The organism is Thalassotalea sp. 1_MG-2023 (assembly GCF_030546745.1).
GTDB lineage: Bacteria > Pseudomonadota > Gammaproteobacteria > Enterobacterales > Alteromonadaceae > Thalassotalea_C.
In genome coordinates, this window is record NZ_JAUOPD010000030.1 from 1 (window position 1) to 16,374 (window position 16,374).

At 35.5% G+C, this 16,374-nt stretch carries 20 protein-coding genes; 19 read left to right on the forward strand and 1 reads right to left on the reverse strand.

The genetic code is table 11. The features are described 5' to 3' along the window. Positions 1–806 precede the first annotated feature (806 nt). From Q4489_RS16185 to Q4489_RS16265, 17 genes are all read left to right on the forward strand, one after another. Entirely contained in the window at positions 807–1,304 is a 498-nt protein-coding gene (locus tag Q4489_RS16185) for a metal-dependent hydrolase (RefSeq protein ID WP_303482360.1), read from the forward strand. Positions 1,305–1,317: 13 nt separating this feature from the next. Then, positions 1,318–1,710: a DoxX-like family protein gene (locus tag Q4489_RS16190; RefSeq protein WP_303482362.1), complete on the forward strand. Its 393-nt coding sequence runs from the start codon at positions 1,318–1,320 to the stop codon at positions 1,708–1,710. A gap of 15 nt (positions 1,711–1,725) precedes the next feature. Then, entirely contained in the window at positions 1,726–2,178 is a 453-nt protein-coding gene (locus Q4489_RS16195; protein ID WP_303482364.1) for a thiol-disulfide oxidoreductase DCC family protein, read from the forward strand. Between the two features lie 160 nt (positions 2,179–2,338). Next, positions 2,339–2,596: a hypothetical protein gene (locus Q4489_RS16200; RefSeq protein WP_303482367.1), complete on the forward strand. Its 258-nt coding sequence runs from the start codon at positions 2,339–2,341 to the stop codon at positions 2,594–2,596. 196 nt (positions 2,597–2,792) lie between these two features. Next, on the forward strand, positions 2,793–3,239 hold the full coding sequence (locus Q4489_RS16205) for a hypothetical protein (RefSeq protein ID WP_303482370.1): 447 nt from the start codon (positions 2,793–2,795) through the stop codon (positions 3,237–3,239). Between the two features lie 56 nt (positions 3,240–3,295). Continuing rightward, positions 3,296–3,706, forward strand: a complete 411-nt coding sequence (locus tag Q4489_RS16210) for a hypothetical protein (protein WP_303482373.1) — start codon at positions 3,296–3,298, stop codon at positions 3,704–3,706. 57 nt (positions 3,707–3,763) lie between these two features. Continuing rightward, positions 3,764–4,456, forward strand: coding sequence for a hypothetical protein (locus Q4489_RS16215; RefSeq protein WP_303482375.1), 693 nt, complete (start codon positions 3,764–3,766; stop codon positions 4,454–4,456). A 249-nt stretch (positions 4,457–4,705) separates the two neighbouring features. Continuing rightward, positions 4,706–5,455 (forward strand): gamma-glutamyl-gamma-aminobutyrate hydrolase family protein, encoded by a 750-nt coding sequence (locus Q4489_RS16220; protein ID WP_303482377.1) that lies wholly within the window; start codon positions 4,706–4,708, stop codon positions 5,453–5,455. Continuing rightward, positions 5,452–6,126: a TVP38/TMEM64 family protein gene (locus tag Q4489_RS16225; RefSeq protein ID WP_303482381.1), complete on the forward strand. Its 675-nt coding sequence runs from the start codon at positions 5,452–5,454 to the stop codon at positions 6,124–6,126. Before Q4489_RS16220 ends, Q4489_RS16225 begins: the two co-directional genes overlap by 4 nt. A gap of 19 nt (positions 6,127–6,145) precedes the next feature. Beyond that, positions 6,146–7,222 (forward strand): DUF748 domain-containing protein, encoded by a 1,077-nt coding sequence (locus tag Q4489_RS16230; RefSeq protein WP_303482383.1) that lies wholly within the window; start codon positions 6,146–6,148, stop codon positions 7,220–7,222. Positions 7,223–7,302: 80 nt separating this feature from the next. Further along, a complete protein-coding gene (locus Q4489_RS16235; protein ID WP_303482386.1) occupies positions 7,303–8,223 on the forward strand; it encodes a VacJ family lipoprotein in 921 nt (306 codons plus the stop codon). After that, positions 8,216–10,639 carry an RND family transporter gene (locus Q4489_RS16240; RefSeq protein ID WP_303482388.1) on the forward strand — a complete coding sequence of 808 codons (2,424 nt, stop codon included), beginning with the start codon at positions 8,216–8,218 and terminating at the stop codon, positions 10,637–10,639. Before Q4489_RS16235 ends, Q4489_RS16240 begins: the two co-directional genes overlap by 8 nt. Before the next feature lie 229 nt (positions 10,640–10,868). Continuing rightward, positions 10,869–11,393, forward strand: coding sequence for a PEP-CTERM sorting domain-containing protein (locus Q4489_RS16245; RefSeq protein ID WP_303482391.1), 525 nt, complete (start codon positions 10,869–10,871; stop codon positions 11,391–11,393). Between the two features lie 435 nt (positions 11,394–11,828). After that, positions 11,829–12,260, forward strand: a complete 432-nt coding sequence (locus Q4489_RS16250) for a GNAT family N-acetyltransferase (RefSeq protein ID WP_303482394.1) — start codon at positions 11,829–11,831, stop codon at positions 12,258–12,260. Positions 12,261–12,398: 138 nt separating this feature from the next. Next, positions 12,399–12,947, forward strand: coding sequence for an HPP family protein (locus Q4489_RS16255; protein WP_303482396.1), 549 nt, complete (start codon positions 12,399–12,401; stop codon positions 12,945–12,947). A gap of 127 nt (positions 12,948–13,074) precedes the next feature. Next, positions 13,075–13,563, forward strand: a complete 489-nt coding sequence (locus Q4489_RS16260) for a YdcF family protein (RefSeq protein WP_303482470.1) — start codon at positions 13,075–13,077, stop codon at positions 13,561–13,563. 79 nt (positions 13,564–13,642) lie between these two features. Further along, on the forward strand, positions 13,643–13,945 hold the full coding sequence (locus tag Q4489_RS16265; protein WP_303482398.1) for a hypothetical protein: 303 nt from the start codon (positions 13,643–13,645) through the stop codon (positions 13,943–13,945). Positions 13,946–13,989: 44 nt separating this feature from the next. On the opposite strand, the gene Q4489_RS16270 is transcribed toward Q4489_RS16265, so the two are convergent. Beyond that, the gene (locus Q4489_RS16270) at positions 13,990–14,574 is read right to left on the reverse strand and encodes a TetR/AcrR family transcriptional regulator (RefSeq protein ID WP_303482400.1); all 585 of its coding nucleotides are present in this window, start codon (positions 14,572–14,574) and stop codon (positions 13,990–13,992) included. 333 nt (positions 14,575–14,907) lie between these two features. On the opposite strand from Q4489_RS16270, the gene Q4489_RS16275 reads away from it, so the two are divergent. Then, entirely contained in the window at positions 14,908–15,462 is a 555-nt protein-coding gene (locus Q4489_RS16275) for a carboxymuconolactone decarboxylase family protein (protein ID WP_303482402.1), read from the forward strand. Positions 15,463–15,503: 41 nt separating this feature from the next. Then, on the forward strand, positions 15,504–16,361 hold the full coding sequence (gene yghU, locus Q4489_RS16280) for a glutathione-dependent disulfide-bond oxidoreductase (protein WP_303482404.1): 858 nt from the start codon (positions 15,504–15,506) through the stop codon (positions 16,359–16,361). Positions 16,362–16,374: the final 13 nt, after the last annotated feature.

Sequence of the window (16,374 nt, forward strand, 5' to 3'; positions counted from 1 at the left end):
GTCGAAAGCACCGGTCTTGAAAACCGGCAAGGGTTTGTAGCCCTTCTAGGGTTCAAATCCCTATCTCACCGCCATATTCTAAGAAACCGTTAATTGAAAAATTAGCGGTTTTTTTTCGTCATAACTTTATTTAGTTAGCCAAAGGGTTTGTAGCACTAAACCTTCGAGTAGGATTCAAATCTCTATCTCACCGCCATATTCTAAGAAACCGTTAATTTAAAAATTAGCGGTTTATTTTCGTCATAACTTTATTTAGTTAGCCAAAGGGTTTGTAGCACTAAACCTTCGAGTAGGGTTCAAGCCTCTATTTCACTGCCATATTCTAAGAAACCGTTAATTTAAAAATTAGCGGTTTTTTTTCGTCATAACTTTATTTAGTTAGCTAAAGGGTTTGTAGCACTAAACCTTCGGGTAGGATTCAAATCCCTATCTCACCGCCATATTCTAAGAAACCGTTAATTGCAACATTAGCGGTTTTTTTCTTCATAACTTTATTCAGTTAGCCAATGGGTTTGTAGCACTAAACCTTCGAGTAGAGTTCAAGTCTCTATTTCACCGCCATACATAGAAAAAGCCTTAACAGCAATGTTAGGGCTTTTTGCTTTCTAGTGTTTAACATGCCAACCATTCCTTTAACTATAAATGCGGTTTGTTCTTCCTTAATTAATAGATAGCCACTAATCATTTATTTTGACTGTGTTAATCAATACACTGTCTCATGTTATATTACCTATAAAGCCAAGGAAGTTAGCGCTATAAATGACGATAAAAATCACATTAATCATTAGCAACTATAGGGTTTCATAATGCCTTTTACGCCAATACATATGGGGCCAGGAATTTTCATTAAAGCCATTTTACAAGGTAGCTTTAGTTTGATGGTGTTTGGATGGACTCAAATAGTGATGGATATTCAACCTCTCATTGTGATGATAACGGGGGAAGGTCATCTACACGGCTTTACTCATACCTATATTGGCGCGATATTGATTGCATTGTTTTCAGCATTAACAGGTAAGTATCTATCTGAGTTGGGTTTAAAAATACTAACAATATCGAATGAAAATAGCGTTGTTTCTATTAAATGGTGGGTTGTGCTTTTAAGTGCTTTTATTGGCAGTTTTAGTCATGTTTTACTTGATAGTATTATGCATGCTGATGTTGAACCATTTTTTCCTTTGACTATAGATAATCAGTTTTTAGATTTAATATCAGTGCCGATGTTACACAAGGCTTGCCTATATAGTGGCTTGATTGGCGCAGCCATTTATTATGGAGTTAATTGGCGATTAAAGGCCAATTAACTCTGTTAAAACAATGAGGTTAACTTTGTCATCAATACAAATTTCAAGATTCATTATTACGTTTAGTTGGTTATATCATGGAATATTCCCAAAACTTGTGCATATATCCCCTTTAGAGAAAGTCATGACTGCAAGCATTGGTCTATCAAATGAACTTTCTTATTTAGTGACAAAATTAGCGGGTGTGAGCGAAGTTATTTTTGGCATGGTATTTTTTGTTTACTACCGTAATAAGTATATAGTGCTATTAAACATTCTTGGGCTTTCTGGTTTATTAATCTTTGTTGCGATATTTCAGCCTCAACTGCTTATTGAGGCATTTAATCCTGTTACCACCAATATTGCTCTAATCGGTTTTAGTTTTATTATACTTAACGCGTTAAAAGACGAGTTTAACAATGAGTAGATAACGGAGAAAAGTTTGAACGCTGAAAAATATCCTCCTAATATTGGTGCCGATGATCGTGTGATTTTATTCGATGGTGTTTGCAAGTTATGTAATGCTTGGTGTCAATTTATTATCAAGTACGATAAACAGCAGCATTTTAAATTATGCAGCGTACAATCACCTGAAGGACAGCAAATACTAGCGCATTTCAATCTTGCAACTGTTCACTTTGATACAATGTTGTATGTTGAAGGTAATCATTATTTCGATAAAAGTGATGCATTTTTACATGTTATAAGCAAGCTTGGGTTTCCGTGGCGACTATTGTCTGTAGGTAAAATTATTCCTAAAAGAATAAGAAATTGGCTTTATGATCGTATAGCATTTAATCGATATGCGTTATTCGGTCAATATGATACATGCCAGCTACCAAACTCAGAAAGTGATCATCGGTTTTTGAGCGCTAAAGAGCATTCTTCACGCTAGGTATCAAAACCGTAACGCCGCCCTGAAAAGTTTAAATACTCGGAGTATTCACATCATACAAATGATTTTTTGTTGAAAAAACAAACATTACGCTTGAAAAATACTAAATAAATGTTTAAATAATAATCTGGGTATCTAAAAAGCCTATTACATAATAATAATGAAAAATTGTAACGAGTTAGAAGGGGAAGTGAATATGGGAAATGCGAATAACGATTTATTAATTGAAAATGAAAATTTATTTCGAGCGTTATTTTCTGCTGTAGGGGCAGTATTATTTACCTTACTAGCGGTAAATTTTGTTATGTCAGCAGGTCTTTTGTTATTTAAAGTACTTTTCGTACTGGCTGCTTTATATTTCTCATTGAGCACGCTGGCATACGCAGCGTATTACACGAATGATCTTCAAGACGATTAACCGTTAAAATTATTGTTTCACCAGTTAAATTCTGTAGCTGGTGAAACAACTTACCTAGTAATTTACAATAATTACTATATTTTTTGTTTCCGAACGTATTTTTCACCTTTTTTGTCACATCCCTTAACGTTTTTAATATGTTTAGCCGGTTTAATTTCTGCTAGCCTTTACATTCAAATGATTAAAGGAATAGTAAATGGCCAACCAGGTTAATAATAAACTGCTTTTGGTAGCCGCTTTTTGTTGCATATTAGCGGCACTTGCGCATGTCGGTTGTATTGTTTACGGAAGTGATTGGTATCGAATGTTAGGTGCAGGAGAGCAGATGGCTCGAATGGCTGAACAAGGGCATTGGTATCCTACAATGGTGACTTCTGTAATTGTTGCTCTGTTGAGTGTTTGGGCGTTATATGGATTATCAGGCGCGGGTGCCATAAAACCTTTACCGTTACTAAGGTGTGCGCTTATTGTTATTAGTAGTATTTTTTTGTTACGTGCCGTTGGGTTTGTTTTTCTAATGCCTATGTTTCCTGAAAATAGCCAAACGTTTTGGTTTGTTAGTTCATCTATTTGTTTATTTATTGGTGGAACATTTTTTATTGGCACTTTCCAGCAGTGGAAACAGCTTTCAAAACACAATTGAAGATTTTCAATCGTGATGTTTATTAATACGTTAAATCCTACACAAGGAATGATGACATGCTGTCGCAAATATTATTAATCATAGGTAGTGTTATCTTTGGTCTATTAGGATGTATTCATCTTATATATACCCTTTATACTGATAAATTTAACGCCTATTCATCGGAAGTAACAGAAGCCATGAAAGGTACTTCTCCAGTGATCACAAAACAAACAACTATGTGGCAGGCATGGGTTGGTTTTAACGCAAGTCATAGTTTAGGGTTGATCACTTTTGCATTTATTTATTTACCATTAGCTTGTTTACACATATCGTTTTTAAAAACCAACCTTTGGTTGATGTGTGTACCTATTTTAGTGAGTGGTGCTTACTTATTATTAGCAAAAAAATATTGGTTTAAAGTGCCATTTCTAGGTTTCTTCATCTCAACTTTTTGCTTTATCGGTGCTTTTATCGTTAATAGTTAGTGAGCTAAAGCTCCATTCTACATTTATTGTGTCTTTATTCGCTTTAAGGAGTAAAAAGTGATCGCTTCTCATTACAATGAAATGTGGCAGCGCTTTACTGATTCGGCAAGAGCAAATTGTTTAACATTAGATCCATTCATACATTCCTCACTAGATACGAGGCGTGGTATCACGGCACTTAGTTATATTGATAAAAATAGCCAGCAAGTGGCTGATAAAATAAGTGAATTTTTAACAGAAGTACACAAGGTTGAACCAGAACAATATTTTTATCCTCGCTCTGATTTACATATAACAATGCTTTCGATTATTTCGTGTATTGAAGATTTTACTTTATCTAAGGTAAATATTGATGAGTATATCAAGGCATATAATCACGTAGTGGCAGAGTGTCCCCCTGTAGAAATAAACTTTATTGGTGTAACAGCATCTGAAAGTTGCATAGTAATTCAAGGTTTTCCTGTAGATAACAATTTACACACTTTTCGAAAAAAATTAAGACAAGCTTTTAAGAGTTTGCCAAACACAACGTTTGATTCAAGATATAAGTTAATTACGGCACATTGTACGGCAATTAGGTTTTGTCGACCGATAAAGGATAGTCAAAGACTATTTGAGCTTTGCCAAGCAAATAGAGAACGAAGTTTCGGGTCTATCGTCTTTAATCAATTTGAATTGGTATATAATAACTGGTACCAGCAACGAACACATACTGAACTTCTCGCTTGTGCAAAACTTAATAATCGTTAAGTCATCTTATTAGCTATACTCCTAACAGCATCCGCTTAACTCAAACTGTTTTATAAATCCTAATATATTTCGGTCATCACTGTTGGCATGAAAAAATTACTTACCGATAGGGTGATAGTTACAATTATCTGATCTGAAAATTAAATATGTTTTTAATATATTCATTTTAAAACAGCAGGTTATCTTATAATTCTGTTTTAGGAACGCTATTTGCTTATCTACTTATATTTAGTCAAGATAAGGCACAATATGAACAATAAAAAGCCAAAAATCGCAGTCACTGGGCCAAATTCGGGTGGATTAATGGCTTGGCTATTTACCGCATTAAACGTAAAACTTGCTGGAGGAACTCCAGTTAGAGTAACACCAAATTCGTTTGATGGGGATTTAGCATTTGATGGTTATATTATTGGCGGAGGCTCAGATATTCATCCAAAAAATAGAGAATTAGAGAATGTGCCTCATTATCCAAGAACCCTAACCACACAAATAAAAGAGGCTATGTTATACCCAATGGAGTTTATTGCGAGCTTTGGTGGGGTGAAATACGATAAACAACGTGATGAAATGGAAAAGCAATTTATTAAAAATGCATTGCAAAATGATATTCCAATTCTTGGTATCTGTAGAGGGCACCAATTACTAAACGCACACTGTGGCGGCACCATGTATGCTTCCACCTTAGACGTGCTAAAAGAAAAAGTACGTGCTCGTTCTGTGTTTCCAAGAAAAGAAGTGTTTGTTACCAGAAAAAACTCTCTTATTCGTGATATAGCTGGTAAGTCGCCAGTATCTGTTAATGCAATACATTCTCAAGCAATTGCAAAACCAGGTAATAACCTACAGGTAACGGGGATCGAAAAGTCAGGTATTGCTCAAGTACTTGAAACAAAAGATAATAGTCCTGTGTTAGGTGTTCAGTGGCACCCTGAATACTTACCTTATTTGCAAACCCATCGTGCCATTTTTGCTTGGTTAGTCAATGAGGCGTCATCATGAAACATAAAAAAAATATTTTTAGAGCACTAGCGGTATTAATTGCAATAGGCGTACTTGTAGCAATTTATTTCTTAACGCCCATCAATGACTATTTAACAGTCGATAAAGTTAAAGAATTAACCAATGATGTACCGCAAGATTGGACAACCGCATTAATATTCATATTAGTTTTTGCGGTAGGGGGGGCATTGTTAATTCCCATTCCACTTATGGCGTTTTCAGTCAGTTTAGTGTTTGATCTTTGGTTTGCTGTTCCTATTGCTATTGTCGGCTTCACCCTTGCAAGTTTGTCTGGTTATTTTATTGGCAGGTTTATCGGTGTAAATTCATTAGGTTCGTTCCTAGAAAAGCCTTTAAATGCTATTGAGGCTAAACTTGATCATAAAGGTGGTTGGGCTGTTTTTGCACTTCGATTAGCGCCAACACCGCCTTTTACTATTACCAGCATTATTAGTGGCACATTAAAAATTAACATGATCCAATACTTAGTAGGCTCAACTCTTGGTATTGCACCTTTAGGGCTTAGTGCTGTTGTTTTTGGTAAAGGCGCATTAGAAGTGATGAAAAATCCGTCAAGTATGGCAATCACTTTCATTATTGCGGCGACTATTATTTATATTTTTTACCGTGTATTACAAAAAAAGCAGGCGTCAAAAAAAGAGAGCGTATAACAAACTAAAGGAGAACACCGTGTTAAAAAAATCAAATATAGCGGTATATTGTTTAATTGCTTTTTGCTTGATTGTTGCGTTGCGCATTGTTGCACCTGATATTATAAAATACTCTATTAATCAAAAGCTAGCTAATACTAAAGGAGTTAAAGGGCATATAGATGACATTGATTTAGCTTTATTTAGAGGGGCTTATCAAATTCAAGGATTAGAACTTTATTTACAGCCAAATATAAAAACAACACCCACAATATCTGCCGACGAAATTGATTTTTCTATACTTTGGTCTGCGCTTATAAAAGGAGTTGTTGTAGCTAAGGTACATATTCGTTCAACGACCTTTTCCTTTGTTGACGAACCAAAAGAACAGAACAAAATTGATCCAAAAGCGAAACAGCCTGATACTTGGTTAACCTTGATTAATTTTGCCAGCCCTATCAATATAGATGAAATACTCATTAGCGATACTAAAATTCGCTTATTAAACGAGATTGAAGGGCAACAACAAGAGCATTATGTGAATAATATAACTGGGGTAGTCACTAATATTACCAATAGTAGTGAATTATCTGGCAGCTCAGTTGCAAATTATCACCTTAATGGTGATTTAATGGGGCAAGCGAAAGTTCAGTTGAAGGGGTTTATTAACCCTGAAACCGTCGATCCAACTTTTGATATAAACTTTAGTATGAAAAAACTGCCGATTAATAAATTAGCGGGTCTCATTGAAGTTTATACACCAATAGATATAGAGCAAGGTACTGTTGATGCAGCTATAGAGTTATACACGTTAAATGGTGAAGTTAACGGCTATATGAAAGCAGGCATTTATAATCCAGATATATTCACATGGAGAGAAGATATCGTGAAAGATAAAGACGGGCTATTCACGGGAATTTATGAGGGGATTATTGACGGTCTTGCCACTATATTTGAAAGTGACGAAAAAGGTTTAGTTGCTTTTAAAGTTCCCATTGAAGGAACAATAAATGATACAGAAATTTCTAAATGGGATGCATTTACCTCACTTTTATATCATGCCTTTATTAATGAATATGATTTAAAAGTTGAAAATACGGTACCTGAATCAAAATAACAATAATTTAGCTGTTTTCAGGTGGTCTGTTTATTATGAGCACCAGTAAAGTTAGCTGATATCAATATGAGAATAAATTAATGACTAAATCATTACCCTTATTTCTGCTGACAACTTCTTTGTTATGTACTGCTTGTACGAGTTCACCGAATTCAACACCAACACCTGAGCCAGTAGAGCCCAAAGTAGAACAGTTATCTGATAGTAATGTAACCACCATAAATACTTCCAATGGTATTATTGAAATTGAACCGACTATCGTAGCTACAGATGATTCTACCCTTATGGGAGACCAGCCATTTGATGATACGGTTTACTATTATGATCCTATTGAGTCATTTAATCGTAGTATTTTTCAGTTAAATCATTTTACCTATACCTACTTATTTATACCTGTGGCAAAGGGTTATAACTTTGTTTTACCAGATCCTGTAAAACAATCGGTTGCTAATGTTTTTGATAACATACGTGAACCTTTAAACTTAGTGAATAACGTTTTTAGTGGTGAATTTGGCCATGCAGGTAATAACTTTGCTCGGTTTTTGATCAACTCAACTGTTGGGTTAGTCGGATTGTTTGATCCTGCTGAGGCATGGTTTGATATCAAGGCACAACCGCGTAATGTTGCACAAATGCTACGACATCATAAAGTCTCAAGTGGTGCGTACTTAGTTTTACCGTTTCTTGGCCAATCTGACTTACGAAATACAGCTTCTATCATTACAGAAGGTTTAGTGCATCCAACTAAATACGTGTTATCAAGCCCTGATGATACCCATGCTCGTATTCTCGGAGGCGTCACAGACTTTGCCGAAAGAGCAGAGCTATATCAAACGTTATATCAGCAAGCCGATGACCCATACGTGTACTTTAGAAACCAATATATCCAAGCAAGAAACCGTGATGAAATAGATGCAAGGCAAGAAACAATAACCACTGGAACTACCGTTGAGCCTGCAACAAATACCATTACTAAAGAGAAAGAGAATAATAATGAGTAAAAAGAGTGCGACGATCATCGAAAATATAGGTGACATAATTTTAAAGCAACGCATTCTAATACTGTTAGTTTTCGCTGCCTTGTTTGTTGTATTAGGAAGTAACGCGCTAAAATTTAAAATTGACGCATCAGCAGATACCTTGCTAACTAAAAACAATGCACTGTATATTAAAACACAACTAGCTAATCAGAAGTTCTCGCCTGATGAGTTCATTCTTGTCGCTTACCAACCCCAAAATGGTGACGTTTTTACCGCAGATACCATTAAGGGAATGAGCAAGCTTTCGGATAGTTTCTCTCGAATAGAGAGAGTATCGAAAGTTCAGTCAATGTTGTCTGTGCCATTGATTCAAAGCAAATCACAATTACTTTCAAACAGTAATGTAAGTGAATTAACCTATGAAAAGCAGCAGTATTCACCAGAAGAGCTTCGCACACTACTCACTGATCATCCCATCTATACAGACTTACTCGTTAATCAAAAGCAAGATGCTGCTGCTATTCAAATTGTTTTTAAAAAAAATGAAAAACTACTTACGTTAAATGAAAAAATTCTTAGTATTAACAAACGTCTACTAACAAGAGAACTTACCGACGAAGAAAATCAAAAACTTGAAGCACTAAAACGTAAAGCAACAAAAATTGAAGAGAAAATAGGGCAACAACGTCAACAAGAGCTAATTCAAATTGAACAGATTGTTGAACAAGCGCAACTTGACGGCTCTGTTTATATTGGCGGAAGTTATATTGTGGGTATTCGCTTAATTGAAATCGTTAAACAAGATTTACTCTATTTTGGCTCAGGTATTGGCGTATTAATCGTTTTACTTTTAATGTTGCTTTTTAGAAGCATAAAGTGGGTTCTTTTTCCCATGTTTGCTTGTGCATCGAGTATATTGTTGACCATGGGGTTACTGGCACTTCTAAAGCTTCCGGCTACCGTTATTTCTGCAAATTTTGTTGCCTTACAACTTATATTAACACTGGCGATTATGCTTCATTTGATCACCTGTTATCGTGAAGTCAGTAGGAAAAACCCAGAATTCACACAACATGAAAGGCTAGTTAATACCCTTAAAGAAAAGTTAGCGCCATGTTTTTTTGCCGCATTAACCACGTCTGTTGGCTTTGGTTCTCTGATCTTTAGTGGCATTCAACCTATTATTGACTTTGGCATTATGATGCTGATTTCAAATATTGTAACACTGAGTGTTGCCTTGTTATTGTTCCCAGTTTTGTTGAGTTATTTTTCAGCAAGTAAAGAATCTAAAGAATATGCATGGTTGTCAAATTTACTCGCTAAATTGGGTAATAAAATAAAATCAGCACCTAGATTTTTTATTATTATACCTTTAGTTTTTATGGCAATACTCGCAGTAGGTATTAGTAAGTTAAATGTTGAAAACAGTTTTATTGATTATTTCCATCCCGACACTAAAGTGTATCAAGAATTAAGTTTTATTGATAAAGAATTTGGAGGGTCAACGCCTCTTGATATCGTAATATCGTATGATGATGCGACTGATAAATCTGATTTATTTATGACTGCAAAGCAAGTGAATACTTTACACCTAGGCCATGCAGTTGTTAATGCTTTTGATGCTACAGGTAATGTAACTTCATTAATAAGTTTTACTAAATTAGCAAAACAATTAAATGATGGTGCACCAATCACAGAATATGAATTAGACGTGATTTATTCAATGGTTGATAAAGAGACAATAGATAGCTTAGTTGGAGCATACATTGATATTGATTCGAACACGATGCGTATTTCAACTCGTATTCAAGATACTTTACCTGAGCTTAATCGCGCTGAATTTTTAGAAAAATTAACAAAAGATTTAAATGCAGCCGGCTTATCAGAAAACCAAGTAGAGTTAACAAACTTATTTGTCTTGTATCAAGATATTCTATCGAGACTTTTTGATTCTCAAATAACCACATTAGGTATTGTTTACGTGGTTTTAGCGTTAGTTTTGTTTGCGATTTTTCGTTCGATAAAAATTGCCTTAATAGCGTTAGTTCCCAATATTATTAATACCTTAGGTATTTTAGGTATCATTGGCTGGTTAGGGATCCCGTTAGATTTAATGACCATTACCATTGCGGCAATAGCTATGGGGATTGCAATTGATGACACGATACACTTTGTTGATGCCTATAAAAGTAAGTTGGATGGAAATCCTATGCAACATGCATTTTCACATACAGGTTTAGCGATTGTGTACACCTCTACCTTAATCGCAACAGGCTTTAGTATGTTTGTATTCTCAGATTTTGTTCCAAGTGTGTATTTTGGTCTGTTAACAGCTTGTGCCATGATGTTAGCAGTAATTACCGATTTAACGGTGTTACCTGGGTTATTAAGAAAATATATACATCCAGCTAAGTCAGCTACAAAGAGCAATCAATAATAGGTTAATATTCATTGATTTGCTTAGCCCTGAAATTATTCAGGGCTTTCATTATATTGCCTTTATCTACCCATTAGAACCATACAGCCATCGAGAAATGTTATGTCAGCTTTTTTAACACATACAAAAAACAAGTTTTATAAAACTGATATTTAACAAAGGGTTGTAGGCATGGCTTGAAGTTTGCTTATACAGTGGTAAGAAGTAGCAGGTTTAAAAGGTAGTAACGATGAAAAAATTAATTGGATTAATATTAAGTTGCGTAATTAGTGTTCAAGCGAGTGCAACATTATACACGGGTGAAGTAGCAGAAGATGCATTTGTAACGGTTGCTGGGTTTGATTTAGCCTGGGCTTCTCCTTGCTCTGACGGTGTTTTAGAATATTCTTGCGGCGCTATGGATATCACTGAACAGGCAGGTTATGGTTGGAATATCATGACTTCTAACCTATTTAATACTTTAGGTATTAGTGCTGATACCTTTGTTGTAGATTATTCTTCAGGTAATACAGAGACTTATAACGGCAAAAATTATGCTAAAGCAGTTGGTTGGTTTTCTAACAGCCATTCTCACATTGATGTTCAAAACGGCTTAGATGGTCTTTGGTCATTTATTGATGTTGTCGATGGCGGATCTTATTATGAGACGATAGTGTATCGTGTAGCAGACAGTGCTGTGCAAGTTCCTGAACCGTCAACAATTGCAATACTTGGTTTGGCACTTGTAGGTTTCGGTTTCTCTCGTAGAAAATAGCAAGCAGCTTACAAATTAATATTACAAAAGCCCTGAATCAACTCAGGGCTTTTGCGTTTAAGGAGCATCTAAAAAAACTTTCTCGCCTTTTGTAATCTACTTACTATGGTATATATCACTGTCTTTCCTTGAATTCGTATACTGTTACTCAAATTACTCGATATTGTACTAATCACATATTTTTTCTGGCTTATTTGTTTATTCGTCAACATTATTATTTAGCATAGCGCACCTTTTTATAACGTTATTCATGAAAAATGCTTTAAGCGCACCAATACTGAACATTACTATTTGGCGTTATTGTTATGTATAAAGATTATGTTCAATAGCGATTTGGTTTAATGCTAATAATTTGTTTTGTTCATATTGGTGCGTATTCCTGTTATATTCGCACCGCGACTGTGCAATGCAATGGTTTTTCATAGAGATAACAGAATGAAAATAGAGAAAGCACTTCCTCATCATTATGCAGAATTGCTAAGTGTTTGGGAAAACTCAGTCCGAGCTACGCATGATTTTATTTCAGAAGAAGATATAGCGTTTTTTAAACCTATTATTATCGAGCAGGCTTTTCCTGTGGTGTCGCTTCATTACGTTAAAAATATTGACAATATCATTATCGGTTTTGTGGGAACTCATGAAAACAAAATTGAAATGCTATTTGTCATCGAAGCCGCTCAAGGAAAAGGCATAGGTAAATTATTGTTGCAATACGCAATTGATAGCTATGCAGTTAACTATGTAGATGTAAACGAACAAAATCCAAAAGCTGTTGGTTTTTATCAACATTTTGGTTTTAAAGTAACTTCTCGTTCGCCACTTGATGACTTAGGTAAACCATTTCCTATTCTACATTTATCACGTTAAGTTCGAATTTATATACATTCTGTAAGAAGAAACGCCCAACGCTAATAACGATGGGCGTTTCCGTTTTATAATCACTTATTATTTATCTTGTATTAAAGGTTTAATTGCTAACTAATTATAAATTCGTAGGTTTTAGTCATGAGAATATATTTTTCGCGTATGAAAACGAAAGGGCAATGCCCACCAAGAAAACCTTTCAAAAAAATTGTTTGGTCTTGGGTAGGATCGTTTTTGGGTATATTTCTGATCGCCTATGTTGGTGAGGTTTTACATTACGATGAAAAAAGCTTAATGATGTTAATTGGCTCTTTTGGTGCTTCCGCAGTGCTCATTTATGGCGCTCCGTTAGCTGAGTTTTCACAACCAAGAAATTTAATTGGTGGTCACGTAATTTCAGCTTTTGTTGGTGTCAGTGTCAGTTTAGTCTTTTCAGAAAATATGATGATAGCGAGTGCATTGGCAGTATCACTAGCAATCATGTTTATGCATCTAACTCGAACTTTACACCCGCCTGGGGGAGCTTCTGCATTAATTGCGACAATAGGTGGCGAACAAATTCACGCACTAGGTTATTGGTTCATTGTTACTCCTGTTTTATTAGGAAGTATTTTATTGCTGTTAGTTGCTTTATTTGTCAATAACATGTCAACAAATCCAAATAGACATTATCCTGTTTATTGGATTTAAGCGTATAGAGTAAAGACGAATATCAAGAACAGTATAGTGTTATGGTTCAACATGAATTAACTTACATGCAAACGCTAAAGGCGTTCGGTTCGAAAACTTGGGGTGATTTATTAATTCTGCAATTGTACTGTTAGGTTCACCAAACGATAACACAGGTAAGTTGTCAGTCATTGCAAAAAGCCGTTGCGATAAAGTACTTGATGTATTTCAACAGGATATGAGTTGCCGTATCCTCTGTACTGGTGGCTTTGGAGAGCATTTTAACACCACAACGAAACCACATGCTCATTATTGCCAGCAATATTTACAAAGTAAGGGCATTGGTAGAAATGTATTTTATCAGCCCGCTTTAAGTCGATACACCTTAGAGGATGCATTACTGGCAAAGCCTATATTGGCACATCATAAGATAGATCATATCATCCTAGTGACTTCAGACTTCCACCTTGAGCGCGCGTTATTAGTTTTCTCTCACGTTATGCCAGATGTAGTATTGAGCCCCCAAGGAGCAAAATCTCCAATGAGTGAAAATGAGCGAGATGCGTTAATCGCGCATGAGAAAACAGCTTTAATTCGAGAGCGCGATAATCTAAAAAACATAGATAATTGTTTATAAAAATCAATATTATAACTTCGAAAAGTTCTTTCATAGTGATACACTAAAAATTCATTTATCCATAGTCGTAGGGAATATCATGCGTAAAGTATTCGAATTCAATGTGAAAGGGCACAATATTAAAGTTATAAACCATTGGTTCGGCGGGTTGAAGTTATATGTTGATGGAAATATTAAAGACACAGACCGTAGCTTGTTTGCCTTTGGGAAAACACCGTTGTTGACTACAAATTTAGATGCGCACGGGACGTTAGAAATATTACCGATTTCTAAAATGTTGTCGGTAGAAATTGATGCCGTGTTAAACAACAACAAAAGTTTACAACATGTGTATAGCTCTCATCGACGATTAAGTTTGCAACAACAACGATTAGCTAAATGATTTATTGCCTTTAACAATACATATTCGCGTGAAATGTGTATTGTCTAGAAAGGGTAATGGGTAAACATATCATCAATCAAGTTATTCAATTTGTTCTTATCATTATTTATTTTTGCAAAGGTGCGTAAGCCTGCTATTTGAATTTGCACATGGTTTGCGAGCTCTTCTGCACTTTTATGTTTATCAATTTCCCCTTTTTGTTGGGCTTCTTCGATAATCACGACGAATTCTTGTAAAATTTCAGCTAAATGCGCTTTCGTCACGTTGAGCAGTTCTTGATTCTCTTCGGTTAATTCACCAATTGTTTTAGATAACATGCAAATACCATTAGGTGCATTGTCTTGTGAGTCTATGACTAAGTTTTTGACAAATGCACGAAGCGCTTCAAGCGGTGAACTATTCTGTTCTTTATAATGAGCGAGTTGCGCAATACCTAAATCAGTGTAATTTCTTAATGTTTCTTTAAATAAACCATCTTTACTGCCAAAAGCGGCATAAATGCTACCAGGACGCATATCAATTTCGTCTTGTAAATTTCGCATCGAGGTTGCATGAAAGCCTTTTTTCCAATACAGGTTGGTAGCTTTGTTGATAACTTCCTGACGATCAAACTTTGCTATATTTGCCATAATTTTCTCATACTCTTCAAGCAAGTATTGAACAATCGTTCAATTGTATGGCTTTATGGTAACTAGGTAAAGAGGGTAATTATTGATTTTTATCTGATTTATTATCAAGAAAAATTTATTTATATTTAAATATCCCTTATAAACAACGAGATAAGTTTATATGGATTTGTATTTTGAGCATTCGTTCAAATTATACTTGAGCGATCGTTCACGTTGTTCTATAGTCTATCCATGAATGAGAAAATAAATGAACAGTTACATTTTTTAAATACAAATAATTTACCTACTTAGCGGTAATAAATTATTAACGATACAAATTAGGAGCAACAAAAAATGAGTGATTTTACTTTACATACGTTAGAAACCGCACCAGAGAAAAGCAAAGAAATGCTGCAAGATGCTGAACAACAAATGGGGAGTATTCCTGGCCTGTATGCCGTAATGGCAGAATCGCCTGAAACCTACAAAGGTTATAATGCATTGCATTCATTATTCACCGAAACGTCTTTTAATCCAGAAGAGCTAACGGTTGTTTGGCAAACCATTAATGTAGAGCATGAATGCCATTACTGCGTGCCAGCTCATAGCGCTATTGCTAACTCTATGAAAGTTGATCCTGCTATAACAGAAGCTTTGCGAAACGAAACAAAATTACCTTCAGATAAACTACAAGCATTGCATGATTTTACACTTGCAATGGTTCGCGAACGCGGTGCAGTTTCAGACGAAACGCTTAATGCTTTTTACCAAGCAGGATATGGTCAAAAACAAGTTTTAGAGGTGATTCTTGGTTTATCTCAAAAAGTGATCAGCAATTATGTCAACCATGTTGCAAAAACACCTATTGATGCTATGTTCAAAGACTTTACGTGGACAAAAAAGAAGTAAATTAACATTCATTCCTAAATTGATTAGCAGGAGCATTACCGATGAGTGATCAATACCAACCACCGAAAATTTGGCGTCAAGATGCAGTAAGCGGCGGAAAGTGGGCGAGTATTAATAGACCCGTATCAGGTGCTACTCATGAAAAAACATTACCTGTAGGAGAGCATCCTTTACAGCTTTATTCAATGGGGACTCCCAATGGGCAAAAAGTCACCATAATGTTAGAAGAATTGTTAGCGCAGGAAAAAGATGCAGACTATGACGCGCACTATATTGATATAGGCGAAGGAGAGCAGTTTTCATCTGGTTTTGTTGACATCAACCCTAATAGTAAAATTCCTGCGTTAATAGATCACGAAAACGATAAACATATAAAGGTGTTTGAATCGGCATCGATCTTAATTTATCTTGCTGAAAAATATAACGCGTTATTGCCAAAAAGTGGAGTTGAGCGTGTATCAGTGTTGAATTGGCTATTTTGGTTACAAGGTTCAGCCCCCTTTTTAGGTGGTGGTTTTGGCCACTTTTATGCTTATGCGCCTGAAAAATTTGAATACCCTATAAATCGTTTTACCATGGAAATAAAACGACAACTAGATGTATTAGATAAACAACTTGAACACAACGCTTTTATAGCCGGTGATACGCTTTCCATTGCTGATATCGCAATTTGGCCATGGTATGGCAACTTAGTGTTGGGTAATCTTTATGAAGCAGAACAGTTTTTACAAGTAAATGAATATACCCACGTACAGCGTTGGGCGAAAGAGCTTCTATCAATGCCTTCATTCCAACGTGGCCAAATTGTAAACCGTAGTTGGGGCGAGGAATGGCAGCAACTTAAAAATCGACACAGTGCGCAAGACATCGATAACGTGTTAGCACTAAAGCCTAAATAATTATCAGCTTATT